This window comes from Paenibacillus sp. FSL H8-0122 (genome assembly GCF_038005345.1).
Lineage (GTDB): Bacteria > Bacillota > Bacilli > Paenibacillales > Paenibacillaceae > Paenibacillus_AQ.
Map to the genome: position 1 here is coordinate 4,345,740 of NZ_JBBOTB010000001.1, position 23,972 is coordinate 4,369,711.

Genomic DNA, 23,972 nt, shown 5'->3' on the forward strand with positions numbered 1-23,972 from the left:
CAGGTTACCCTGTGATCATCCTTTGACTGCACCAATCGTAAGTCCTGTTACAAAATACTTCTGGATGAACGGATACGCCAGCAGGATCGGCCCTGTAGCCACAATCGTCATGGCCATCTTCAGACTTTCGGTTGGCAGGTCCGTGTTGACCACCGCACCGGAAGCCATCATCGCCTTACGCATTCCATCCATATTGCCTAACATTTTGTAGAGATAATACTGCAGCGGCATCAGCTCCGACTTGGAGATGAAGAGCAATGCGTTATACCAGTCATTCCAGTAGGCCAAGGCAATGAACAGACCAATGGTCGCCAGGGCGGGCTTGGACAACGGTACAATCAGCTGCATGAAGATCCGGAAATCGCCGGCTCCGTCAATTTTGGCGGATTCTGTAATCGCATCCGGGATGCTGCTCATGAAGGACTTCATGACAATAATATAGAAGACGTTCATCATCATCGGCAGAATCAGTACCAGAAGCGTATCCTTCAGATGCAGATAGTTGATGATCATCAGATACCATGGAACCAGACCGCCGCTGAACAATGTAGTGAAGAAGAAGAAGAAGGAGAAGCGGCTGCGCCATTTGAAATCTCTCCGGGACAGCACGTAGGCTGTCATTGACGTCAGGAACAATCCGACAATAGTACCGATGGCTGTAACGGAGATCGTCACGCCATACGCTCTGAGCATCTCAGCCGGATACTTGAACAGCAGGCTGTACGCCTCTGTCGAGAAGGCGGTCGGGAAGATCTGGAACCCTTTCTCGATAATCGCGCTCTCTTCACTCAGAGAGGAAGAGATCACCAGAATGAACGGGAAGATACAGAAGATAGCCAGTACCGTTAGGGTTACGTATCCGATTATGGATAGTACCATTTTGTCCCGGCCTGCAGACTTTCTGCGTACTTCCGGTGATTGAATATTAGCAGTGGTTGAACTCATCGGGCATTACCTCCTTGTCCTAGAATAGAGCGCGATCCTTGTCGTATCGGCGTACTGCATAGTTGGCCAGCATGATAGTTGCGAAGCCGAGCAGAGATTGGTAGAAGCCGGCTGCCGCAGACATTCCGATTTCATTGGATGTGGTCAGCGAGCGGAAGACGAAGGTGTCGATTACGTCTGTGGATGAGAACAGCAGGCCGTTGTTGCCGACCATATTGTAGAACATCCCGAAGTCTCCGCGGAAGATATTACCGATCGCCAGCAGCACCAGAATGATGACGGTCGGCATCAGGTTCGGAACCGTAATTTTCATAATACGCTGGAATATATTCGCGCCGTCAATTTCAGCGGCTTCATACATCTCGGTGTCAATGCTGGTAATCGCGGCCAGATACATGATCGTTCCGTAACCCAGTGTCTTCCACGCAGATACGACGACCAGAATGAACGGCCAGTAGGCTGCCGTATTATAAATATCGATTGGCTGCATCCCCAGTCCCTTCAGCAGCACATTGACCGTACCTACATCGAAGTTGAACAGATTGTACGCAATCGCGCCCACAACAACCCAGGAGATGAAATAAGGCAGGAACAATACCGTTTGGGTCAGCTTGCGGAACCATTTGCCCGCTACCTCGAACAGCAGGATCGCTGCGAAGATCTGAAGCACGTTGTTCACAACGATGAATGCGATATTATATAGCGCTGTATTTCGGGTTACGCGCCAGGCGTCACCGGAATCTATGAAGAATTTGAAGTTATCCAGCCCGTTCCACGGACTGCCGAATACCCCGCCCGTATAATCAAATTGCTTGAATGCCAGCACTATGCCCGACATGGGCAGATAAGCAAATAGCAGAAAGAACAATACTGCCGGTGTCAGCATAAGAAGCAAGGATCTGTATTTCTTGACGTCATCCCAGAATCCGTGTTGTTTCTGTTTCATCTTGAATCCCCTTTCCCATTCCCATTTCTCTATAGCCTTATTATAAATAAGCGTCCTTCCGGTGTGGATTAGGGCTATCAACTAAAAGTAATACTTTTTCAACGATCCGTTTAAATATATACTTTCCAAAAAAACAAAAAACGTTGCCTCTGATTTGGAAATCAGGACTGGCAACGTTTGGTAATCATCAACTTAGATTTTCTGCTTCTTGCGGTATTCCCCCGGCGTCATGCCGGTGATCTGCTTGAACTGCCGGTTGAAATAGATAATATTCTTATAGCCCATCCGTTCGGCTATCTCATAGATCTTAAGCGTTGGATCACCGAGCAGCTCGAACACTCTGCCTGTCTTGCGTTCGTTAACATACTCGCTGAAGGGAACCCCATACTCTTCCTTGAACAGGAAGCCCAGATAATTCGGGGTGAAGTCGAAGTGGGCGGCTACCTCCTTCAGCGTGATCTTCTTCTCCAGATTCTCCTCCACATAATTCATAATCTCGTCGATCAGCTTGCGCTTCTGCCGCTGCCGCTTCACATACAGCAGCTCCGACAGCTCGAAGAATCTCCGCCTCATCCACGACAGGATATCGTGAATTGTCTCGAACTGGAACAGGATGTCCGGCTGATGGGACTCCCACTGGAGCAGCTCATACAGATTCTCATTCTGCTGCTGCAGGTCCGCATGCAGCTTGGAGGTGATCCGGATAATCAGCTCATAGACATCCTTCTTGCCGGCATTCGTGAACAGCTCCAGCAGATGATCGTCAATCGCCACCAGATCGTACTGGATGATAGCCTCCAGCAGCTGCACAACGGTCTGTTCAATCCTTGCCCCCGGCGTCCCGCGCGGGGAGGACTCCAGATTATCGCGGATCAGCCGGTTCTTGCCCAGCAGCCACTTCGCACTGAGTGCAGCCGTTGCCTGCTGATAGGATTCATGCAGCCCCGCCTCATCCTGGGCGTAACGCCCGACCCCGATGGTTAAGGTGCAGGGTGAGCTCCCGGCCATCTGCTTAATCAGCTCGTCCAGCAGACTGAGGAAGCTGTCCTGCGGAAGGCTGCACAGAATGACGAACCGGTGATGATGGACGGGGATCAGTGTTCCCAGCTGGGTGCTCTCTACGAATGCTCTAATCAGTCCGGCCATCTGCCGCGTCTTGACACGCGCATCCTCCTCAGACAGGTCTCGCATTTTCCATTCCAGATCATCGATCTCAATAATTGCTGCAGCCGCCCCCTTCATGAGCAGCGGATTCAGGGCACTGCGCAGATGCTGCTCCGCCGGCTCAGGTGATGCATCCTCGAACCAGCGCAGAATCAGCTCCTTGTTCACCAGAGACAGTGCCTCTGTGAAGGAGCGGTTCTTCTCCCGTTCCTGCTCCAGAGCAGCAGACAGAGATTCCAGCATGTCGTAGAGATCCTTGTCTTCCACAGGCTTCAATAAATAACCTGAGGCATTGATCTCAATCGCTTCCTTGGCATAGCTGAAATCCTCATGGCCGCTGATGAAGACAATTTTGACCTTTGGATGGATTACCTTCGCCCGGCGCGCGAATTCCGTCCCCGTCATAATGGGCATCCGTATATCGGACAGGATGATATCCACCCGCTCCTGTTCCATGATCTTAAGCGCATTGAAGCCGCTGTTCGCCGTTCCTACCACTGCAAGATCCAGCGGGCTGGCCAGCACTCTGCGCCGCAGCCATTCCAGATCAATCGCTTCATCGTCAACCAGCAATACATTGATACTCATCGCAATCTTGTCCTCCTGTACTTATACAGCGTCTGTCTTACAGCTCTTCATGTCCCTGAAGTCCGGCGGGAAGCAGCAGCCGCACGGTTGTCCCGCCTCCATAGAAGCTGGCAATGCTCACCCCGTAAGCATCGCCGTATCTGAGCTTGATCCGCTCATCCACATTTTTCACACCGTAACCGCCTGACTGGCTCGGCCCCTGCATCATACGCTTAACCACTTCAGGACGCATGCCAATCCCGTTATCGATTACCTTGAGCTCAATATTGTCCCCTACCCGCTTGCCGGTCAGCCGGATGGCGATGGTCTCACCGAACCAGGCGTGCTTGAATATATTCTCGACAAAAGGCTGAAGCAGCAGCTTAATCACCTGCATGTGCAAAATCTCCTCGTCCACATCCACGTGCAGCGTGAAGGCATCCGCATATTTGACCCGCTGGATCTCCAAGTAAGTAGCCACCTGGTCCAGCTCCTTCTCCAGTTCAATATAGACATTGCCCTGATTGAGCGTCAGCCGGTAGAACCGGGACAGCCCCTGGACCATCTCCGTGACCTTGCCGATCTCGCCCAGATTGGCAAGGCTGCTGATCGTAGAGAGCGTATTATATAGAAAATGCGGATTGATCTGTGCCTGCAGGGCTTCCAGCTCCGCCTGCTTCTTCTGGATTCCCTGCACATACACGCTGTTGATCAGCCCCTGAATGTTGGAGGCCATATCATTGAAGGAATCTGCGATCTGCACGAATTCATCATTGCCGGAGAAGCGGATGCGCTTTTGGAAGTTCCCGTCCTGGAAGGAGCGCACCAGGCCTACGATCCGGCTCATTTTGCGTCCCGATATCCGTGCCACCACATAACCAATCAAGGTCATCACCAGGAAGCTCAGACTGCAGACCGCGATAATCACACGGCGCAGGCGTCCGGCATCCTGGGTTAGATATTTATGCGGAACCATTGCTTCAATCATGAAGTTACTGCCCGGAATCTGTTCCTGCAGCCTTAGGAAATTCTCCTCTCCGCTGCTCTTATTGGCAGGCCCCCGCTGGAACAGAACGTCCCCGGTGGTCTCCTCCACCAGCCGCAGCGTAATTCCTTCCTCCAGCGGGAAGGTGTCGAAGCCGCCGAACAGGTCCTCCAGCGATACCGTAATCCGCACATAACCGATCAGCGACTTGTAATCACTGAAGTTGACGAGTCTGCGCACATGTGAGAGGTTGCCCAGCTTCTGGTCCGTATCAATCTGCAGCCACAGATTATCACGCTTGGAATCCTTGAGCGACCGGTACCATTCACTGCCGGCAATATCATCCAGTGGCAGTATATAGTAATCGCTGGTAATGATCGGCTCATCCAGATTATCCCCGGACACAATGTTCAGATCTGGGTTCGGGGTGTAGAGCATGAAGCGGATCTTGTTCCCGAACAACTGCAGCGGCGCGGTAATCTGGGGTATAATCTCGTCAAGCATCGTCAGATAGATCTCAAACGGTGTCCCCTTCAGCTCAAGCGCACGCTGGAACGGCTGGCTGCCGAACAGGTTGTCCGACATCCGCTGTATTTCATCCATCTGATAGCGGATATTGTTCCTCGACTGCTCCATGCCTGTGCGGATGTTGGACTCGGCCATCTCTGTCCTGGAATCCGTCAGCATGGAATAGGAGATATAGCCGATGAACACATCCGTGAGGAGAACCAGCAGCAGATAAGGAATCATCATTTTATAGGTGAAAGGCATGTACTTCTTAAGCTTGGGCATCATTCACTGGACATCCTCTGCATGGAATTCGTTATAGCTATTCTATTCCGAAACGGACCGCAGCACCACTTCTGCGTCATCCCCCTTGGCAGAACTAATATTCATATTGTAGAGCAGATTCACTCCGCGCTGTTAGCACAATGCTAAGAATGAATAGCACAAAATGAAGAATACCGGAAAAACGAAAAACAGCCCGGGGAGGATTAGGAAGCGGCTCCCCGGGCTGTAAGAGATCGATCATACAGATTCATTGATAAGAACTGTTACGCCGGCTTATTTCACAGCTTCTCACTGACTGCCCCGTTCACTGCAATCTTCGCATTGAAGGAGAGCTGGTTCAGCTTCTTGATGGTCTCTTTATTGTAGGCATCCCCCATGAAATTCGGCTGGCCGCCAATGATTTTGACCGGAGTAATGCTGCTGGTCACCCCTGACGGGTTAATGGTGAAATTAACCAGCATGGAATGCAGGGTCTTGTCTCCGCCCCGTGTAGAACGGTTGAATACAAAGTTGCCCAGTGAATAATAGATCGGCTTATGCTTGTAATATTCAATACCCATCAGACAATGACTATGCGCGCCAAGGATGATATCCGCCCCGCTGTCGATCATCTGCTTGGCCAGCTTCCGGGCATACGCTTCCGGGTAATCCTTGAATTCCTGATTCCAGTGAATATATACAACCGTATAATCATTATCCTTGGCAGACTTCTTAATCGCACTGAGCAGCGGCTCCGCCGTATAGGCTGAGGCTGCTCCCGGGCTGTTCTTGCCTGCATACCAGGAAGGGTCAGACAGCACACGGCTTGTACCCAGAACGGCGATCCGCTTGCCCTTGACGGTCTTGACATACGGTTTGAAGGCTTCAGCGATATTGGCACCCGCACCGGTGTGTCCAATATTGTTCTTATCCAGATGAATCAGCGTGTCCAGCATCGCGGTCCGTCCATAATCCAGAATATGGTTATTAGCTACGGTAACACCGTCGATCCCTGCTCTACTTAACCCAGCAAGTGCTGCCGGCTTGGAACGGAAGGCGAACGTCTTGCTGGCTGCAGTCCCGCGCACCGAGACTGGAGTCTCCAGATTGGCAAAAGCAAGATCGGCCTTCTGCAGCACAGGTGCTACCTTGGCGAACGGGAAATCCACGCCATACTTGGCAATCTGGTCGCCGACAAAGCCGTCCAGCAGAATATCCCCGGCAAACGTAAGGCGGATCTCCTCCTGCGGGGCAGCCCCCTTGGCGCTGATCCCCGCGGCAGGGACCAACAGAAGCAGAATCATGAATATAACAGCATATCTGCGCAAAGTTCTCTAGCTCCTTTTTCTAATGTAATATAATAATGACTGTGACTAGGAAATATAGAACACAACGCAGGATGCACTCGCGCTTGCCTGCTGGTAGAACTCCCGGATGGCCTTGAAATACGTATAGATATAATCGAAGAATTCTTCCTCCTCATCCTCCTCCATAAGGGGGTAGACTCCTTCCTCCATCATCTGCCGGAAAGGGTAGTGTTCCCTTAGCCAGGCTTCTTCTATTCCCTCCAGAGCCTCTGCAGTCAGCTTCACCTCATCCGGTTCCAGGGCGAACACCTCGGCATCCGAATAGTGACCGATATAATGACTGGTCAGAGGGACAGCAGCGCCCAGGGGCGAAGAATTGCCTTCCTGTCCGCCATTCAGTATATAATGCAGGGCTTGCCAGGACTTATCGATATCCAGCTTGGGCCCGATTTCGTGCAGGCTCACTTCTTCCGTCCGGATCGACTGAAGCAATTCAGCATGTACAGCCAGGTAATTGCCGATCATCCCCATGAGATTGTCTCCTTCTTTCTTCTGCCTTGAAGCTATTCTACTACAAGGGAAGGAAACAACCAAATGATGGATGAATTTTGCTAGATTTGCGCCTTCTTCAGCACTGCCCGGAAGCAGCTCAGGCCGCCCCACTGGTCTGTACGCACGGCATCTGCCGGAAGATTGAAATCCGTCTCGCCCCAATACTGAAATCCAGCCTGGAGCAGAATCTCATTCATCCGCGGCAGGTTGACCGTCGGATGATCAAAGGTCAGCACCAGCAGTCCTTCTCCGTTAAGCGTTCTATGAAACTCACGGACGGCCAGGACCGCTTCCTGCACAGACAGATGCTCCAGCACCGAGATACAAAAAACCGTATCAAAGCTCTCATCCTCATAAGGCAGTGAGGTCAGATCAGCCTGGGCCAAGTGTAGCCTGTTCACAGGTCCGGCCTCCACCTGACGGGCTGCAGCTGCTCCGATATCCTCGGCGATATTCTGCATCATCGCTTCATGCGACAGAATCCGGGCATCCTTATCACAGGCATAGACCTCAGCGCTATGCTCGGCAAGATAGAATTTGAGCGGGTGTGAAATTCCGCAGGCTGCGTCCAGTACCACATCATGCGGTGAGATGAAATGGGTACACCATTCGTATTCATACGGACGGCTCCACCAGGCTTCCGGCAAATCATAAACCAGCTTGTCACGGCGTGCATCGGTATTCACAAAAAAACGGGAGACGTAAGGATGTGTCGGCATGGCCAGGACTCCTTTACTCGTGGGGATTTCGGTAGTCAGAGTATATTCACGAATCCCGGTTTCATGCTATAACCTCGCAGCAGCCTGACATACAGATTATTTGGTAAGCTGCGTAAAGTAGATCCCTATACCCAGATTATAAATAGCATGGGCGAGGATGGAAGAAATCAATGAATCCGTAAAATAGAACAATACAGCAAATACTAGGCCATTGATAAATACTAATCCGTAAGCCAAATACACTCCTTTATACTGCGGGACATGAATAACCCAAAATAAAAAAGTACTTATACAGATCACAATTCCATCAAGGATAGGACTATAACCGATAAACAATCCGATTAATACTCCTCTGAAGAAAAACTCTTCAACCATTCCTCCCCCCAGTGAACTGACGGCAATGCCGCTTGGAGTTCTCATGATATTACGTATAAGCTCCGTACTTTCCGACTGAGGAAGCACCGTTTTGGTTTTTATGATAAGCCCCACAGAGATAAGCACTACAATTGTACCGACGATCAGACCCAGCAAGGTAACTTCAAGAAAAGACATCCCGCTTGGAACAAATAAGGATTTTATATAGGGAGTTATTTCACCCCACCGGAAAATTGCAATGAGTGTTGCGCCTAAAACCAGAAATGGCACTAACCCTAACACCATTTGGACCAACCATTGATTATGCTGCCGGGCATTGAATTCACCCAATTTCTATTCCCCCCTTCCTTCAAACTGGTTGTTATAAAAGACCTGAATCGCTTCACCGAAAAATTCAGCCATATCATCAGGCAACAAAGCCTTCAAAATCTCCGATGGTTTGTCCAAGGGCCGGTCTAAATGAAATAGCTCGTTCCTAGATACCGGAATAAGGGCAAACAGTTCCTCTAGCTCTCGTTGTACCTCTTGACTATCAGGACGCAGTCCGCTGTGAATGGAAGCCTGAAAAAAAGACAATAACCTCTTGTTTAATCGATCGAATGCCAGCTGTTGCCGTTTGTTTTGGGGCATGATTCTATCTACCGTGGTTGCAGAGAAGTATTGTTGTAAAATCATTCTTTGATCTTCTTCTAACCGGATCGTATTCATGAGCAACATCAGATCTTCATTGCTCAAATCGCCCGTTTCATTCATTACTTTCTTAATTCGGGCTATCATTTTCAAGGATTCGTTTATTGTATTTCGCTTATCCAGAAGCACAGCCTCCTGCATTTCAACCATTTCTCCAAAAGAATATGTGGTCTCTTCAAGCATTTGTTTGATTTCGATTAGCGGCCAGCCCATACTCTTGAGCAACTGTATGTTATAGAATTTCTTGAGGTCATCTCTGGCATAAATTTTCTGATTAGCGTCGTTTTTCTTTCCAGGAACAAGAAGCCCGATTTTCTCATAATATCTTAGTGTCCTTATCGTCGTGTTGACTGCGCTGGCGAATTTGCCCACCGTAAGCTCCATATAATCCCCCCAGGTATTACTGCTCCAGATTTATAAGCACCGTGTTTTTTATTATAAACTGTGACGTAACGTCCTACTCAACCCCCAAGATTCAGGGTTGATTGATCCGCAAACGAAACAGGCGCTATCCGTTAACGGACAGCACCTGCTCAGCGTAATCTATAGGACTTGTATCTATAATGTCTACTTATACATAATAGCTGAGCAGCTTCGCATCAACTCCGTGCTTAGCAATCAATCCGTCCAGCATCTTGGACCAGTCATGGTCTGAGGTGCAGCGTTCCGGCCGGGCTTCGAACCAGGCCACCGACCGCTTCACCCCTTCCGCAAACGTCAGGGTAGCCTGGAAGTCAGGCACCAGACGCTTGATCTTGCTGTTGTCGAACACACTGCTGACTGCCTGATCCCCGATCAGCCCGTCTGCGGTTCCCGCCGGAGTATTCGCAGCGATGAAATCCGTAGACATGTGTACAACCTTCGGCTCACGGCCTGCGGCCTCCCCGATGGCCGCATAGATCTGATTCCAGTTCAGCACCTCATCCGAGGTAATATGAACCGCTTCTCCAATCGCCTCCTGGAGCCCCAGCAAACCAACGAAGCCTTTGGCAAAATCCGTATTATGCGTCAATGTCCAAAGCGAGGTGCCATCGCCATGAATGACGAGCGGCTGGCCCTTGCGGATGCGTTCTACCAGGGACCATGGATGGCTCCAGCTGGTCAGCGCCGCCGGAATGGCTGTATCTCCGTAAGTATGGGAGGGACGGACAATCGTCACCGGGAAGCCGCTGCTCTGGTACGCTTCCAGAAGCAGTTCCTCGGAAGCAATCTTGTCCCGGGAATACTGCCAGTAGGGGTTCACCAGCGGAGTCTCTTCGGTAATCAGATAGTTACGCTGCGGCTTCTGATACGCGGAAGCCGAGCTGATATAGATATATTGCCGCGTCTTGCCTGTAAACAGGTCAATATCCGTCTGCACATGCTCCGGCGTAAAGGCAATCCAGTCGACTACAACATCGAAATCATACCCCTTCAACGCCTCCGCTGCCTGCTCCTTGTCACGGATATCACCGTGTATCACCTGTGCGCCCTGCGGCACGAAGCTGCTGCGCTCTCCACGGTTGAACAGATACAGTTCTATTCCCCGTTCCACTGCCAGCCGGGAAACCGCCTGACTGATAAGCCCCGTTCCTCCGATAAATAGAACCTTCATCTGTATCCTCCCTCTCTCTTAACCGATAATTTCATCAATTCGTGCCAGTATATCCTCATTCAGCTCAATGCCGGAAGCCTTAACATTCTCCTCCACCTGCTCAGGGCGGCTCGCACCGACCAGGGCACTGGATACATTAGGCTGGCGCAGAATCCAGGCCAGCGCCAGATTGCCTACAGAGATATCCAGTTCAGCCGCAATCTTGCCCAGCTCCTGAACCTTCGTAAGCTTCTCCTCCGTAATTCCTTTGCGCATCCAGTCGAGCCGGGCAGCCCGGCTGTCTGCCGGAATCTCGGAGACCGAGCTGTATTTGCCGGTCAGCAGACCTTGAGCAAGAGGGGAGAATACGACTTGTCCGATTCCCTTGCGCTGCCCAAGCGGGATAATCTCCTTCTCGATATAACGTTCAAACATATTATAGACCGGCTGATTGACCACGATATGATCCAGCAGATACCGGTCGGCAACCGCAAGAGCTTCGGTCATCTGCGCCGCCGTCCATTCACTGACTCCCACATAGAGCACCTTGCCCTGACGGACCAGATCATCCAGCGCCCGCAGTGTCTCTTCGATCGGGGTCTCCGGATCATACCGGTGACAGTAGAGCAAATCTACATATTCAGCACCCAGCCGCTTCAGGCTGGCATGGCATTGCTCGGTAATATGCTTCCGGGACAGGCCGCGGTCATTGGGACCGTCACCCATTACCCCGAACACCTTGGTCGCCAGCACGTAGGATTCGCGCGGATAGCTGCTTAGGGTAGCTCCCAGCACCTTTTCCGCCGCCCCTTTCTCATAGACATTCGCGGTATCAAAAAAATTAATGCCCAGGGAGTAAGCGGTTTCAATGGCCTTAACGGCATTGTCCTGCTCCACATAACCTCCGTAGGTCAACCAGCTTCCCAGGCTGATCTCACTGACCTTAAGTCCGGTTCCACCTAATCTGCGGTATTTCATTAATCCCTTGCTCCTCTCCGAATCCGGCGGGTCCCGCCAACCGGTTGCTATATGCACCTATTCATTCTAGAACAATTTGGTAGAAATAGAAAGCGGAGCGGACGGATCTACCGTTCCACTCCACTTGTGCTGATAGAGTCCAGGTGAACATTCAGCACCCGGGTCACACGTTGTTTATTCATCCTGTCAGGCTCAAGCATGGCATGAAGGGCCAGGCCGTCAACCAGAGCATACAGCCGTTCGGCTTCATCGTCCTTATCCAGCCCCTGCTTGAAGAGTTCATGCTGATCCAGGTAGTCAATAATTTGCACAATCAGCGGATAGATCGCATCATTAAGCTCTGCAGGCTTCTCCCCGGCAGTCTTGAGGTGGAAGGTAAAAGCGAACCATACCTCCATCTCAGCCATGCTGCTGTCATCTGTAGGGAGCAGCTCCAGCAGCACCTTCAAAATCTGCTCCCGTGGAGGAAGCTCCGACTGCATTATGTCCACAATCCTCGCTGTTACGCGCTCCTTCACCAGATTCATAGCAAACTCCAGCAATTCCTGCTGGGTAGAGAAATAATGGCGCAGCGCCCCCAAGGAAACCCCCGCCTCGGCAGCAATATTACGCACCGTAGCCCCTTTGATTCCCTGCCGGATAATGACCCGCCAGGTGGCTTCGGCAATATTCGATTTTCGTTCGGAATGATCTACAATTTTTGGCATGACCATATTGTAGCATACCGGAAATGATAAGCACAATTTAAATAATACGGTTGTATTATTTAAAATCCGCTGTTATACTTCGACTAGACTATACTTACTATCAACTATAACAAGGGGTGCGATATGAATCTGGTTGCATGGGCAATTGTTACCTGTGAGGTCTTGTTCTGGGTGGTCATTCTTGCAGGCTTTACAGCACGTTATATCTTCAAGCGCCCTACGCTGGGACTGATTTTTCTGGCGATGACTCCGGTCCTCGATATCCTGCTGTTAATGATCTCCGGCGTGGATTTGGCACGGGGCGCTACCGCTACGACAGCACATGCGCTTGCGGCTGTGTATATTTCTGTGTCTCTTGTATTCGGTAAAAGCATGATCGCCTGGGCCGACGAACGCTTCCGCTACTATGTTACCAAGCAAGGGGCGAAGCCGGCCAAGCGTTACGGCATGGACCATGCCAGGCATTATTTCAAGAGCTGGGTGAAGCACTTGCTCTCTTTTGTGCTCGCTGCTGGTATTCTGTATGGATTGATATTGTGGATCGACGATGCCGCCCGCACGGAGGCGCTGTTAAGTATCCTGACCGTATGGTCCGTGGTGGTCGGTATTGACCTGATCATCACTGTTACCTATTTCATCTGGCCCAGACAGGCCAAAGGTTCGAGCTAAGCTCCGGCCGGAGCGGCTGGTTCAACGGAAGAAAGCCGGCTTATACGCCGGCTCTTATATTTTTCACCGTCCGCTGTTCCAGTGAGAAATGCTTGTAGATTCTATCCCCGCCATCGCCAGTAGGGGCCTGCGCCAATAACCCAACCTTGACTGTGTCTCCCACCGGAAGAGTAAAGAACCGCATCATGTCAAACCGTACGCCGTCAATCGAATAATGAAAAGCAAAGGCATTCCCGGACCTGGCGGCCTGCAGCCATACCTCATTGCCGTCAATGTTACAGCCATTCGCATCATCCGAGGTCTGGTTCGTAACTACGCTGACCACCGCATGGGTATCGAAATCTGTCAGCTCGAAGCAGGCCTTCGCCCAGACCGACAGATCCTGCATCACCATAATGGAAGAAGAATCGTACGTGTCCCGGAAGTCATGACTCACCTTCACCCGCAGCACGAAATCCCCGGATACTTCAGTATAGAAGAACGGCGCATTGGTCAGACTCTCAGGCGTCAGCCCTTCTTCAGCAACCGCCCCGTTGTTACAGAAAAAATCACTGTTAGCAGTGGCTTGTAATATAATACTGTCATCCTCAAACCGGATGTTCCCCTCATTCATCCATTGATACGTTGCGAAATCAGTCTTGGTCATTTGGTAGTCCTCCTGTTTTTGGGAAATTCAAAATATATTTCTATTATATTTCTATCCTAAGCTAAATCCTAGTTTATACTATTTATTCGTTTTTTTGCATCAATTAAATACATAGCTTACCCTTCACTTTATGAGCAAGTCTGCTCAAATCCTCAATATCTTCCGTCTCTAACTCATTGGCGAATTTATCAATATTAAAATCCTTAATAATATTATTCACTTCATCGAGGATTCGTTGTGAGACTACACCTTTATCAATTTGTAAATCTGCTAGGCAAACATAAAATATAATTTTCTCAACTTCTCCCTCCTCTATAACATTGGATAACTCATACAAGCATCTCCCTCCTGCTTGGAGAGTATTTAGTCCATCACTTATTGAATTATTAAAAACTTCACGTATGTATTCACTAAGTTCTGTATAATTCCATTCTTTCATATGTTCACCGTTATCATCGTCAATTCTGTCTAAAGCTTCATCACTTATGTCTTGTGGAGGAATATCCCGCGTTATTGCTCCAGAGCTACGCCCCCATGCATGATTTCCACATATTAACTCATTATGATGATAACTAATTCTTCCCCCTCTCTCAAACAACTTAATAATTGGGTCATAAAGATCATGAAATTGATGAGCGATAAGTACTTCTTTGTCCATCGCATATGCCCATTCAAGGTAAAAATCGCAAAGATATTCTGTAGTCCAGTCTAACTGAACACTTAACAATCTACTATTTTCCTCTTTTATGCTATCAGGCATCCTAAAATCAATGATTTCGGAAGCATTAAATACAGCACGTCTATTATTATCTTTGGAGTTAAAATCCAAAAACATATTACCTCTTCTGATAAATTCCGTTACCAGGATCACATGTGACGGTTTATCTACTGACACAATTTTCCAGTAAATTCCCAAAATTCTTTCTTTGGCTTGTTCAAGATTGGTTTTCAAATTTTCCACCTCAAAGTCTTACTCTCAAGCATATCTTTAACTCTCAATCTTTGAATTATAATCAACTTGCAATTCTTTAAGTGAAATTAACACATTATTAATTCTTGTAGTCAAATCAGTAAGATCTTCAATCGATATAAGTCCTGATAACTCATTGGGATTATATTTGATTAATAATTCCTCAATAGAATTTAAATAGCCGATAAAAACTTTTTGGTGCGACAAAATCATCTCACCCATCGCTGTAGAAACTATAATATCCTCTAATATCCCTTCTTTTCGAACTGTCTCAAAATCATAGGATGTTCTTGCAAGGGCAAGTTGATCACTTAAACTTTGTTCAAGATAATTTTTGTAATTTCTATTCACTGCTTCAAATAACTCTTCATATTCCCAATTGTCCATAAAGTGCTACTCCTTCTACAATTCTTTTCACAATTTCCTTATCCCAGTCATCAAGATCAGCCATCAATTCCTCATATTTTCTTTTTGATTCCAGAGTATCCAAAGCAAAAAGTGCCGCTATACTATAATGTCCTATAGTGTCAATTCCAAAAAGTTTATTTACATTTGGGTCTCTGAATTTGCTGATACAAGTAAGCTTAGATATAATCTCTTCATTGCACCGCTTTCTGCTGATAATCTGACTTATTGCACTGACTAAAACCTGATTATGTTGAATATCTAAACACTTAATAATTTCTTTATCGTTTAATTTACCTTCTCTTATTTCTTTTGATAAGATTAAAGACTTCACTTTAGTTCACCTCTAACTCACGCCAATACTTTAGAGGATATGACGATGTACCAACCAGCATTTCACCTTGTCGAATATAAAAACTCCCTCCTCGTTCTAGCAATTTTAACATCGGCTCGTACAAATCCCTATATTCGTTCGCTTCATCAACACCCTCATCTACTAATGAACATATTTCCAAATGGTAATAACATATTGTTTTTATGTACAAATTATTAATGTCTTCGAGAATTGGACAAGCTTTCATTATATCGATATGAATGCTTTTTTGAAGAACGCTAGCAATACGAATTAATGGGTAGTTATCAGTACTAATAGATAATGTATCTAGCACTACATTAATCCTTCTAAAATATTCACTAATTAATACGTGATGCGATTCACAAAATTTATTCCCTGCCTTATCAAAGTCGATTAAGGATATACGGTTTACAGCATAATTGAGTAGTTCCCCCACCTAACGTCACCTCGCTCATTTACAAATTTTAAAGCGGATAACTATTGAACCTCCTCTTGACCAATCCTGATAACTCATTGGGATTGTATTTGATTAATAATTCTTCACATAGAATTTAAATAGCTTGTGATCTTGCTGGGAGGCGATTATTGCAAAGACAACAAAAATAGGCAGATTATCATAAAATCACAAATGAATTTTTGCAAGAAAATCTTGAAGGATTTTTTTTACTGGTAGGTTAGCAGTGAGTAATAGATCGTTCACCCGTTTAAATATCTCCTGGTTATCCAATATCATTTTTTTACCGTCTTGATCTGTATAACTCCGCAGTGTATCAATGCATATCTCGAATAATTCCTCATCATTTATAGCGAGCAATGACAGTAGAATATTAAGTTCATATACATTGCATTCATTATCCAAACAGTATGCTAATTTCCTCTGCCAATCTATTGGTTTACTAAGCACTTGATTAGACAATTCATCCCAATCCCTTGGATCAAAATCCGAGAGTATCTCGCTTGTAATGACACAGCCATCATCGTACCAAGAATCTACTGTTGTATCAGCACATAAAAGGTTATCTAGTTCTTTGTACATTTTGATGTCTCCAATTAATTTATAAATTAAAAACCTGATGGGCGTGATGCTTTTATCTTGCCTGTTGGGTAACCGCTTGTAAGATTATCACCAACTTTGATTACATAAATTTCCAAATGTATTCTCTGAGTTCTTTGTAACTCCAATCTTTCATGTGTTTCCCTTCCTCTACCCATTCATCGATCTCTGTTTATATTTTTCGATATCCTGCAAAACCTTCTTAGCATCCTCAGTTGCTAATTCTTGCTTTAATGTTGTGGAGGAAATATCAATAATACTATTTAATTCACTTTGTATATCTTCTCTAAGATAATTTTTTTCAAGAGAAAGAAGAGCAACTGTCAAATAAACAACTAGTTTTTCAACGTTACTCCTTACGATTCCACGATGATATTCAACAAGCAATTTTTCTGTTACTTGCGATAATGATAAACCTTCCTCCAAAAATTCTTCAAAATCTTCTGTAATAAACTGTTCAAGTTCTTTATAATTACTTAACATCGATCCCGCTCCCCATCTAATTTATAAATTCACCAGAGTAAACATTCAATTTAATATTAGGGTACTCTTGTCTGAATTTTATAATAATATCGGAACAACTTCTACAAGCTGGTAATTCTGTGTATAAATCAATTTGACCTTTAGCTTGCTTGTTATTCCCTAATTGATGTGCTATATCTTCTAAAATTTTTCGCTCTGTATCATTATTCCTTGGAAAAGCTCCTTCCCCGTCTACTTCTCCTTTTTGGTTCACTGATTTTGCAGGAAATTGGCCTTCCCCTGTTACTGAAGAAAATCCATCATGATTATCCTGATGAATCCTACTATGTGCTTTAAACTCTGTTTTAAGCCCGGTTATATTCACATCCGCCACCGCAACATTACCGTAATTCTTATATTTATTTGACAATGTATTTCGAATTGCCTGTGTTCTCACTTGGAACAGTTCAACTTTTTGAACGTAAGCAAAATCCCCAACCCCTTTAAACCCAGGATCGAAATCATCCAGCAAAGATTTCGCGGGGTTTTTAACTTCTAACTCATCCAACGCTTTTATCTTACCAAAAGAGTTTCCAGTTATTCCAGCCTCAGGCTCTATTTGTCTGTTCTTTGGCGTTCCGGTCTTCACATTAACGGTTCCCGTTCCGAAGACTTCACTGATCCGGTCTGCACTGGCTGCTCCGCGCAAGGTAGACTCGAACTCGCTGGAGAGATCACTGAGTACGAATTGCTGCTCGATTTGCATACCATAGAATTGGGCGGAGAGCACTTGCTCCAGTTGCGTCTTGGGCTGCGGCTTCTCTCCCGTGAATAGTTCAATGAGCGGATCCACCAGGTATTTATCGATAAAATCCTTTTTGGCCGGCTGGCTCTCCCAATCCGCCAAATCTGGCCTGCCCTGTTCTGCTGGGACCTCTTGCCTTACCGAAGCCTTGTTCACGATGTCCCGCCACGCCTCCACGCTTGGATTCATAATCAGAAGGTTGATACCTCCTGCATGAATAGTCTGCAGTTGCCCTTTCGCCCACCCGCCTTTATCTCCAGGCTCCATAGCCATCCGCAGCAGCAGCAGATAGGATTCATTCTTCGGCAACGGCACATTCCTTGTTAAGATGGATGGATCATAGTCACATGCCTGAAGCGCCGGTTGCTTGAAGTACATACTCAGGTCTTTACCCGCTGTATAATGCACTTCTTCTATCCCCAGCGAAGCCAGTGTCTGGCGCGCTTCATCTGCCTTCAGATGCACCGCATTCATCTGACTCTTGTTTCCAAAGCTCTCGTATACTTTATAAGCCATTTGTGCCTTCGCAATCTGATCCCACGCTGTAAAGATATCCTGTAGCTTACTCTCAGCAGCAATAGCTCCGAGGCTTCCCGGCCCTGAGGTTTGGATGGTCAGCCCGAGCTGCTTCACCGCAGGATCGCTATCCAGCTCATCCCGTCCCGGCAGGAAGGCAAACGAATGAATAAGATTTGTAACTACCTTTTGTGCAAAAGGCGGGATTGGAGTCTGTCCGACAACCTCTTGTGTCCCATAATTCCCGAGCATCCCTGCGAATGCACTGAATTGCTGAGCCCACAGGTCCGCATTTCGTGCATTCTCCGCCTGGAGTCCTTCGACTCCTTTAAGGGCAGTTCGGATGATATCCTCCAGCTTCTCTGCCTCTGCGGTTAATTCGTTCATCAGCATCTGAGCTTTCATTAGTTGGTCACCCACCGGAATACCGCTCCAACTTCCCGCCTGGCCTTTCATCTGCAGATACAGCCGGTTCGTATCTTGGCTCACCTGTCCTATTTTCGTCTGAAGCCGCCGTACTTGCTCTGTATCAAATATAAGCTTTGCTGAAGCCATATGCTTCCTCCCCAATTGCAGCTCATAAAATTAGCTATGCAGCGTTCTGCATAGCTAATTGCCTTCTTATGTAGTAAAGCTCATGGAGTATGGGTAGTAACGAAACCTTTTAGAAGCCGGATTGTGCCTTAATAACTGCCTGCGACAGCTCTTTGTACTTATCGGATACATTGTTCATGTGATCTCCCAAACCCTTCAGTGCCTCGGAGAATTGCTTGAACGTTTTGTCCATAGCATTAACCTTTTCTGTGAAATTCTTGGCAGCAGCGTCATCCCATACCTGATTAAGATTCTGCGTGGTAGTTTTTACGTTTTTAATTAAGGTGTCGAAATCCGCCTTTTGCTTCAGGATAACGCTTGCCTGCTTCTTCAATCCTTCATAGTCCAATGTTACTTTAGGGCTTGCCATCATTAACCGCTCCTTTGAATAAATGTTTTATATAAAAATGAATTCGGAAAGTCCTGTAAGTCTATGAGAAATTCCAAATTCATTAATATAGCATCAGTTTGCTCTTCTATTATTATCGGTCAATGGACTCAAATAACTTATATATAATCCCTTTAAATATTATTTTTAACTACTGAGGAAATTAATTGAATCACTTATCTACCCTGCCCCAGGTAGTCATTCCGCACCGAGAAATCCGATTCGAAGAGCATAATATCCCCGGATGAAAAGTAAAAGGACTGTCCCTGTTCATCTGTTGCGCCTGTCATCTGTCCCTCTATTGCCCACATATTCGCAATCGGCGCCTTGTAGCCCAGAATCCGCGTATCTGCATCTCCGTTCTTGAGGGTGTAGATTTCAAACTTCACAAGAATATAGCCGCCGGTAATGAATTCTGGCTCATGTCCGTCCAGTGAACCCCCATATTGATTCGCAAGATTGAGCAGATTCGTTCCTTTCGGAAGGATATATGGGGCAATGGGCAGGTTATACTCGCCATACCAATGCTGAACACTACGGACAGCCGTGATTGGATCTACGACTGCCGGGATGTCCGTTGGACCCACCAGGGTACGGGATTTGAAGGACAACACTTCGAGATTATAGCCTGCTCCAATGTTAGTTTTGCGCTTCAGATATTGCGGGTAGAATTTGATCCACGGCCTCTTCTCCCGCTCCTCCTGAGTGAGTATATAGTTATACTCGTAGCTGGCTGAAGTGGATAGCTCACCATCCGCAATATTTCGTAAGCCATCTGCCAGGCGGTAAGTACGGCTATAGCTAAGCTTGTCCTTAGCAGAGCCCACCCCAATCATCTTATTCTGAGACCCGGAAATGTCATAGTACAGATCTACAGGGGCCGCAGCACCTCCGTTCTTGGGGATGAAGTAGAAGCTGGGTTCAATCCTTATCCCCTCGCCCGGCTGCCACAGATTCCCGATGGTCCGAAAATCAAACAGCAAGGAATACCCGTTATGCGGTACCGTTAATTGCTCCGTGGGATGAGAACCCTTGCGGATCGGCAGCTGCCATTGTGGCTGTCCGCTCAAAGCTGTGGGAATTCCATTCTCATCATTGCCGCCGGTGTAGTACATTGCAGTACTATGCGCAAGAGTGCCTGTTCCGGTGCGAAATACCTTTTCAAACCGGAAATCTCCAATATCCCAGATTCTAAAATCAAACAGCCGGCCCACCACACCCACATTGAAGCTTTCCGCTGCACAGTAATTGACAAGATCTCCATTCAGGTTCTGTTGACACAGATACTCACCGTCTGACGGGGCATTAATCGCCCAGGACTGAGTACGCACCGTATAGTCCCCTTCATTCACCCAGGTCGGCAGGGTAAAAGTCATAGCGGGAGTGCCCACCGGGATGGATATCCAGGTATTGTCCGGATAGTATTGACTGCCCTGAAAAACCCCGAACGGAAATTGAATGCGTTTGTCCTTCGTATATTTACTGTAGTCCCGGTTTCCATACCCCGGAATCCCCAGATGCTGACCGCTCTCCGTAAAATATACAGTGAAGGGCCGGTCCAGAATCAGCACCGTCCGTGTCATGTCCGGCACCATCCGCTGGTCGAACGGCCGGTTATCATCAGGAAGCTGTGAGTAATTGACGACTGGGGTATGGACTGTCACGGAGTTAATGCCACTAATGGAATATACCTTATCCTCAGTCCCGCCCTTAATATTCCCGTTCATTGGAGTGTAGGTTACTTCCCCCGAACTGCTAAGATACGGAGCATTCAAATGAGTGGGCTCAATGATGTGTCCTGGACTAAATAACACATTGTCCCCAATAGGCAGAGGGTTCGGGATCGTCGTAGGCGGAGTCCCCTCTTCAACAGCTTCGTTTCCATTCATTATTGTTTGACCGGTGAAGATAAGACTGTCATTTTTCACTTTGATTTTCTTTGCAGCTTCCTCGGCTTTTGACCGGAATGTTTCTTTTTCATCATTTGGTTGCGGCCGGGTAGTCCCCCCATCCACAGTAGAGCCTGGTAAAGAAATAGCCGCGGGGACCTCTGGAGGAAAATACTTGCCTGTAGTTTCCGTTGAAAAAACCGGAGCAGTATAGCCATTAGGCTCCAAAATGATTTTCCCGCCGGAAAATGCATCATTCATTAATACCGCTTTGGCCAGAGAGTAGACTTCCAGAGTATCAATTGTCCAATACGAGTACGGACGATTGATGCTGTAGGAGTATTCAACTTCCTTCGGTTCACTTGTTGGAGCAGGTACAGTCCCTGTCCCGGAAGGAGCAGGTTTAGTCGGGTCCCATTTTAAGGTATATGTTTTTTTGATTTTAATTTCATAAGTACATGTTCCTTTCATCTGAACAAAGTTATTCTTATACAGATAATCTCGGGTAGAAGTGTGCCCATACAAACTTTCTGAGCTTGGAATACCCTGCAGAACATCAAACTGCTCATTCCCGCGCTGATCCGCCCGGATCTCGGCAGTCACTCCAGGTTCTAGATACTCACCCGGAATGACTGAGGCTGGAACAGGTTCAGTGCAATTTACTGACGAGTTACCAGGGGTTGGCCCCGGTGTAGGGGTAGGCGATGTTGCAGGTCCCTCCTTCACATATACTTCAAAGATATTAGGGTAACGGTAAGTAAAGGATTTGATATCAAATTCATAATTCGCGAAATAATACATCATGGCCGAGGAGCCATTGCTGGCAATATTAACTCTGTATCCCTCATGGCCAAAATCTTGCGAATAGGTTACGAGCCCATGCTCTAAATCTGTCACTTTGTAACCTTTGATCACAGTACTAATATCAGTAAACCCCTCTATATCAGGCCCCTTCACCTTACTTAAATTATATATTTTAACATTATTTCCTATACTCATAGGATTAGCTGCTTTAAGCCTATCCGCATCATTATCTATTAATGAGGTAGCAAAACTTCCGTAATCTACTGCACCAACACTATTGAAGGCTTTATTTCTCTGAAAGGGGACATTATCCATGACAATCCGTTTTCCGGGCCATTTATCTCTTACGATACCCCCAATTTCTTCCTCACCTTTAGTACTATTCTCTGGTGTGTCATAATGCCAAGACCCGCCTAAACCTGGAACCCAGGATGTTCCAGCAATACTTCTACTCCAAGCAAACCAACTCCCATTGGCTATATTTCCTTCAGATTTTACTGCAACGGGTTCTCCGTTCAATGTTAGAGTTTGATTATAAGATTGAGCATTAACATTAACAGTTTGTAAGACCTGATTATCTTTTTTTAGTATAATCTTTGTGATTATTTTGCCTGCTCCTACATTAAGCGTGAATGGAACTGTTTTTAGTTCTTTATTATTATGGAACACGGATTGATAGGCACGTTTCAGATTTTCATTATTCGCCTGATACTGCAGATCCTTTGTTTGAAACAAAACTTCGCCCGTACCCGCAGCATTCATTTGTACCGGTTTGAATTGTAGGAACAAGATCAAAAAAATAACGTGGATAAACAATATTATATTTATCATTGTTATGATTTTTGATCGTTTTAATATCAATGCTTCTCCACCTCTCTTAATACTGAGTACGATTAGGGCCTGCTATTTTTAAGATTTCATTTCGTAAGGAATAGAAGGCAGAATAAGACGGAACGGCCACACGAATATATATGCCTGAAGTATTCTTCCACCCACTTTTAGGTAAAATAGTCATTGGTAAATCGAAAGGTATTTTTTGAAATACAAGTGCTTGAGCATTTAAATGTCCATTGACAAAAGCCACTCGCTCATAATAATTATCAAGACCTGAGAATTCGGCTGTAAAATCACCCATTGGTGAATAACGTTTAGTATCATTATTGAAGTTTACATGGCCTTTAGAATAGAGCAAGTAACTATTCAAATATTCCCCAGCAATTTTTATCCCATCCGGTGTATTATCAGTAGTATTTTTCCATTTTAAAGTAGCTACATCAGGAATTTGAGCTAAATTCGGATCATTTTTATCAGCTAAGTCTATGACAAGCAGTTCATCTAGTTCGGCGCTATAAAGACCATCCTTAGAAGTGATTTTCATCTTATCTTCTTTCCAAAGATCGGCTGCACTTAAATCCTTCACAGGATCACCAGTCGTCATAATCTCCGGCATGACCGTAAAAATATTCGTTTTGTGCCAGACCAATTCTGCGCTTCCCACGGCGTACTTATCTATAGGCAGCTTACCTCCGCCTTTAACAGTCAATACGCGCTCCACAGTAACTACTGCTTGGGCTCTAGTTGTATTTTCCTTTTCTCCAAGCTTGCCTGAGCCCAGTCCAGAGATTAAGCCCGTCTTCGTAGCCAGATACATCCACTTGTCATCTTCTTTTGTCTCTAATCCAGTCGCACGGGCAGCAATACGTGCCATCTCCTTGCGAGTTATTTTCGCATTCCATTCCAGCTCCGAATTAGCAAAATCACTGGTAACGTACAGCTTGGCCTGTTCCGCAGCATTAACGTAGCCTTCATACCATTTACCTTCCGTCGTCTCCACATTTTGACCAGTGGCAGTCACGATCATCTTAATAAATTCTGCACGGCTTACATTCGCGTTCGGCATAAATAGTCCGCTGGGATATCCAACTACAATGCCTTTTTTTACTGCTGAGTCAATTCCGCCTTTCGCCCAATGATTAGCCGGAATATCACTAAATGGAACAGAATCCGCCCTTACTCCGGAGGCTGGGAATGAAGCTAGGCCTGTAGCCAGCAGTACGAGAACCAGCATTATTTTTTTGATGCTTTTCACTAGATTATTATTCATAGATAACACCCTCTCGTTTCAAAAAATATTAG

The 23,972-nt window shown here is 46.6% G+C and carries 24 protein-coding genes; 1 reads left to right on the forward strand and 23 read right to left on the reverse strand.

Annotated features, from left to right (window positions below):
• Positions 1 to 15 precede the first annotated feature (15 nt).
• From NSS64_RS18830 to NSS64_RS18885, 12 genes are all read right to left on the reverse strand, one after another.
• On the reverse strand, positions 16 to 945 hold the full coding sequence (locus tag NSS64_RS18830; RefSeq protein ID WP_340942314.1) for a carbohydrate ABC transporter permease: 930 nt from the start codon (positions 943 to 945) through the stop codon (positions 16 to 18).
• Between the two features lie 19 nt (positions 946 to 964).
• The gene (locus NSS64_RS18835) at positions 965 to 1,891 is read right to left on the reverse strand and encodes an ABC transporter permease (RefSeq protein ID WP_340942315.1); all 927 of its coding nucleotides are present in this window, start codon (positions 1,889 to 1,891) and stop codon (positions 965 to 967) included.
• A 192-nt stretch (positions 1,892 to 2,083) separates the two neighbouring features.
• On the reverse strand, positions 2,084 to 3,643 hold the full coding sequence (locus NSS64_RS18840; protein ID WP_340942316.1) for a response regulator: 1,560 nt from the start codon (positions 3,641 to 3,643) through the stop codon (positions 2,084 to 2,086).
• A 37-nt stretch (positions 3,644 to 3,680) separates the two neighbouring features.
• A complete protein-coding gene (locus NSS64_RS18845; protein ID WP_341141121.1) occupies positions 3,681 to 5,402 on the reverse strand; it encodes a sensor histidine kinase in 1,722 nt (573 codons plus the stop codon).
• A 275-nt stretch (positions 5,403 to 5,677) separates the two neighbouring features.
• Positions 5,678 to 6,682 (reverse strand): CapA family protein, encoded by a 1,005-nt coding sequence (locus NSS64_RS18850; RefSeq protein ID WP_445667843.1) that lies wholly within the window; start codon positions 6,680 to 6,682, stop codon positions 5,678 to 5,680.
• 69 nt (positions 6,683 to 6,751) lie between these two features.
• Positions 6,752 to 7,216 carry a YfbM family protein gene (locus NSS64_RS18855; RefSeq protein ID WP_341141123.1) on the reverse strand — a complete coding sequence of 155 codons (465 nt, stop codon included), beginning with the start codon at positions 7,214 to 7,216 and terminating at the stop codon, positions 6,752 to 6,754.
• Between the two features lie 80 nt (positions 7,217 to 7,296).
• Positions 7,297 to 7,956 carry a class I SAM-dependent methyltransferase gene (locus NSS64_RS18860; protein WP_340942326.1) on the reverse strand — a complete coding sequence of 220 codons (660 nt, stop codon included), beginning with the start codon at positions 7,954 to 7,956 and terminating at the stop codon, positions 7,297 to 7,299.
• Between the two features lie 96 nt (positions 7,957 to 8,052).
• The gene (locus NSS64_RS18865; protein WP_341141124.1) at positions 8,053 to 8,661 is read right to left on the reverse strand and encodes a CPBP family intramembrane glutamic endopeptidase; all 609 of its coding nucleotides are present in this window, start codon (positions 8,659 to 8,661) and stop codon (positions 8,053 to 8,055) included.
• Positions 8,662 to 8,664: 3 nt separating this feature from the next.
• The gene (locus NSS64_RS18870) at positions 8,665 to 9,405 is read right to left on the reverse strand and encodes a MerR family transcriptional regulator (RefSeq protein ID WP_341141125.1); all 741 of its coding nucleotides are present in this window, start codon (positions 9,403 to 9,405) and stop codon (positions 8,665 to 8,667) included.
• Between the two features lie 187 nt (positions 9,406 to 9,592).
• Entirely contained in the window at positions 9,593 to 10,615 is a 1,023-nt protein-coding gene (locus tag NSS64_RS18875; protein WP_341141126.1) for an SDR family oxidoreductase, read from the reverse strand.
• Positions 10,616 to 10,633: 18 nt separating this feature from the next.
• Positions 10,634 to 11,572, reverse strand: coding sequence for an aldo/keto reductase family protein (locus NSS64_RS18880; RefSeq protein WP_341141127.1), 939 nt, complete (start codon positions 11,570 to 11,572; stop codon positions 10,634 to 10,636).
• A gap of 107 nt (positions 11,573 to 11,679) precedes the next feature.
• Positions 11,680 to 12,279 (reverse strand): TetR/AcrR family transcriptional regulator, encoded by a 600-nt coding sequence (locus tag NSS64_RS18885; protein WP_340942332.1) that lies wholly within the window; start codon positions 12,277 to 12,279, stop codon positions 11,680 to 11,682.
• 123 nt (positions 12,280 to 12,402) lie between these two features.
• Between NSS64_RS18885 and NSS64_RS18890 the strand changes: the two genes are divergently transcribed.
• Positions 12,403 to 12,948, forward strand: coding sequence for a hypothetical protein (locus NSS64_RS18890; protein ID WP_341141128.1), 546 nt, complete (start codon positions 12,403 to 12,405; stop codon positions 12,946 to 12,948).
• 40 nt (positions 12,949 to 12,988) lie between these two features.
• Here the strand turns inward: NSS64_RS18890 and NSS64_RS18895 are convergent, their stop codons facing one another.
• The 11 genes from NSS64_RS18895 to NSS64_RS18945 all read right to left on the reverse strand — a co-directional run bounded on the left by NSS64_RS18895 (position 12,989) and on the right by NSS64_RS18945 (position 23,940).
• The gene (locus NSS64_RS18895) at positions 12,989 to 13,594 is read right to left on the reverse strand and encodes a DUF1349 domain-containing protein (protein ID WP_340992032.1); all 606 of its coding nucleotides are present in this window, start codon (positions 13,592 to 13,594) and stop codon (positions 12,989 to 12,991) included.
• Between the two features lie 103 nt (positions 13,595 to 13,697).
• The gene (locus tag NSS64_RS18900) at positions 13,698 to 14,546 is read right to left on the reverse strand and encodes an Imm3 family immunity protein (RefSeq protein ID WP_341141129.1); all 849 of its coding nucleotides are present in this window, start codon (positions 14,544 to 14,546) and stop codon (positions 13,698 to 13,700) included.
• A 36-nt stretch (positions 14,547 to 14,582) separates the two neighbouring features.
• Positions 14,583 to 14,951 carry an Imm3 family immunity protein gene (locus tag NSS64_RS18905; protein ID WP_341141130.1) on the reverse strand — a complete coding sequence of 123 codons (369 nt, stop codon included), beginning with the start codon at positions 14,949 to 14,951 and terminating at the stop codon, positions 14,583 to 14,585.
• Positions 14,932 to 15,303 (reverse strand): hypothetical protein, encoded by a 372-nt coding sequence (locus NSS64_RS18910; protein WP_341141131.1) that lies wholly within the window; start codon positions 15,301 to 15,303, stop codon positions 14,932 to 14,934. Before NSS64_RS18910 ends, NSS64_RS18905 begins: the two co-directional genes overlap by 20 nt.
• Position 15,304: 1 nt before the next feature.
• Positions 15,305 to 15,760, reverse strand: a complete 456-nt coding sequence (locus tag NSS64_RS18915) for a hypothetical protein (RefSeq protein ID WP_341141132.1) — start codon at positions 15,758 to 15,760, stop codon at positions 15,305 to 15,307.
• 186 nt (positions 15,761 to 15,946) lie between these two features.
• Positions 15,947 to 16,360, reverse strand: coding sequence for a hypothetical protein (locus NSS64_RS18920; protein ID WP_340992030.1), 414 nt, complete (start codon positions 16,358 to 16,360; stop codon positions 15,947 to 15,949).
• Positions 16,361 to 16,528: 168 nt separating this feature from the next.
• Positions 16,529 to 16,861 carry a hypothetical protein gene (locus NSS64_RS18925; protein ID WP_340992029.1) on the reverse strand — a complete coding sequence of 111 codons (333 nt, stop codon included), beginning with the start codon at positions 16,859 to 16,861 and terminating at the stop codon, positions 16,529 to 16,531.
• 16 nt (positions 16,862 to 16,877) lie between these two features.
• Positions 16,878 to 18,716 (reverse strand): deaminase domain-containing protein, encoded by a 1,839-nt coding sequence (locus NSS64_RS18930; protein WP_341141133.1) that lies wholly within the window; start codon positions 18,714 to 18,716, stop codon positions 16,878 to 16,880.
• 109 nt (positions 18,717 to 18,825) lie between these two features.
• On the reverse strand, positions 18,826 to 19,125 hold the full coding sequence (locus tag NSS64_RS18935; protein ID WP_076079049.1) for a WXG100 family type VII secretion target: 300 nt from the start codon (positions 19,123 to 19,125) through the stop codon (positions 18,826 to 18,828).
• A gap of 194 nt (positions 19,126 to 19,319) precedes the next feature.
• Positions 19,320 to 22,697 carry a DUF5704 domain-containing protein gene (locus tag NSS64_RS18940; RefSeq protein ID WP_341141134.1) on the reverse strand — a complete coding sequence of 1,126 codons (3,378 nt, stop codon included), beginning with the start codon at positions 22,695 to 22,697 and terminating at the stop codon, positions 19,320 to 19,322.
• Positions 22,698 to 22,713: 16 nt separating this feature from the next.
• Positions 22,714 to 23,940 carry an S-layer homology domain-containing protein gene (locus NSS64_RS18945; RefSeq protein WP_341141135.1) on the reverse strand — a complete coding sequence of 409 codons (1,227 nt, stop codon included), beginning with the start codon at positions 23,938 to 23,940 and terminating at the stop codon, positions 22,714 to 22,716.
• Positions 23,941 to 23,972 lie beyond the last annotated feature (32 nt).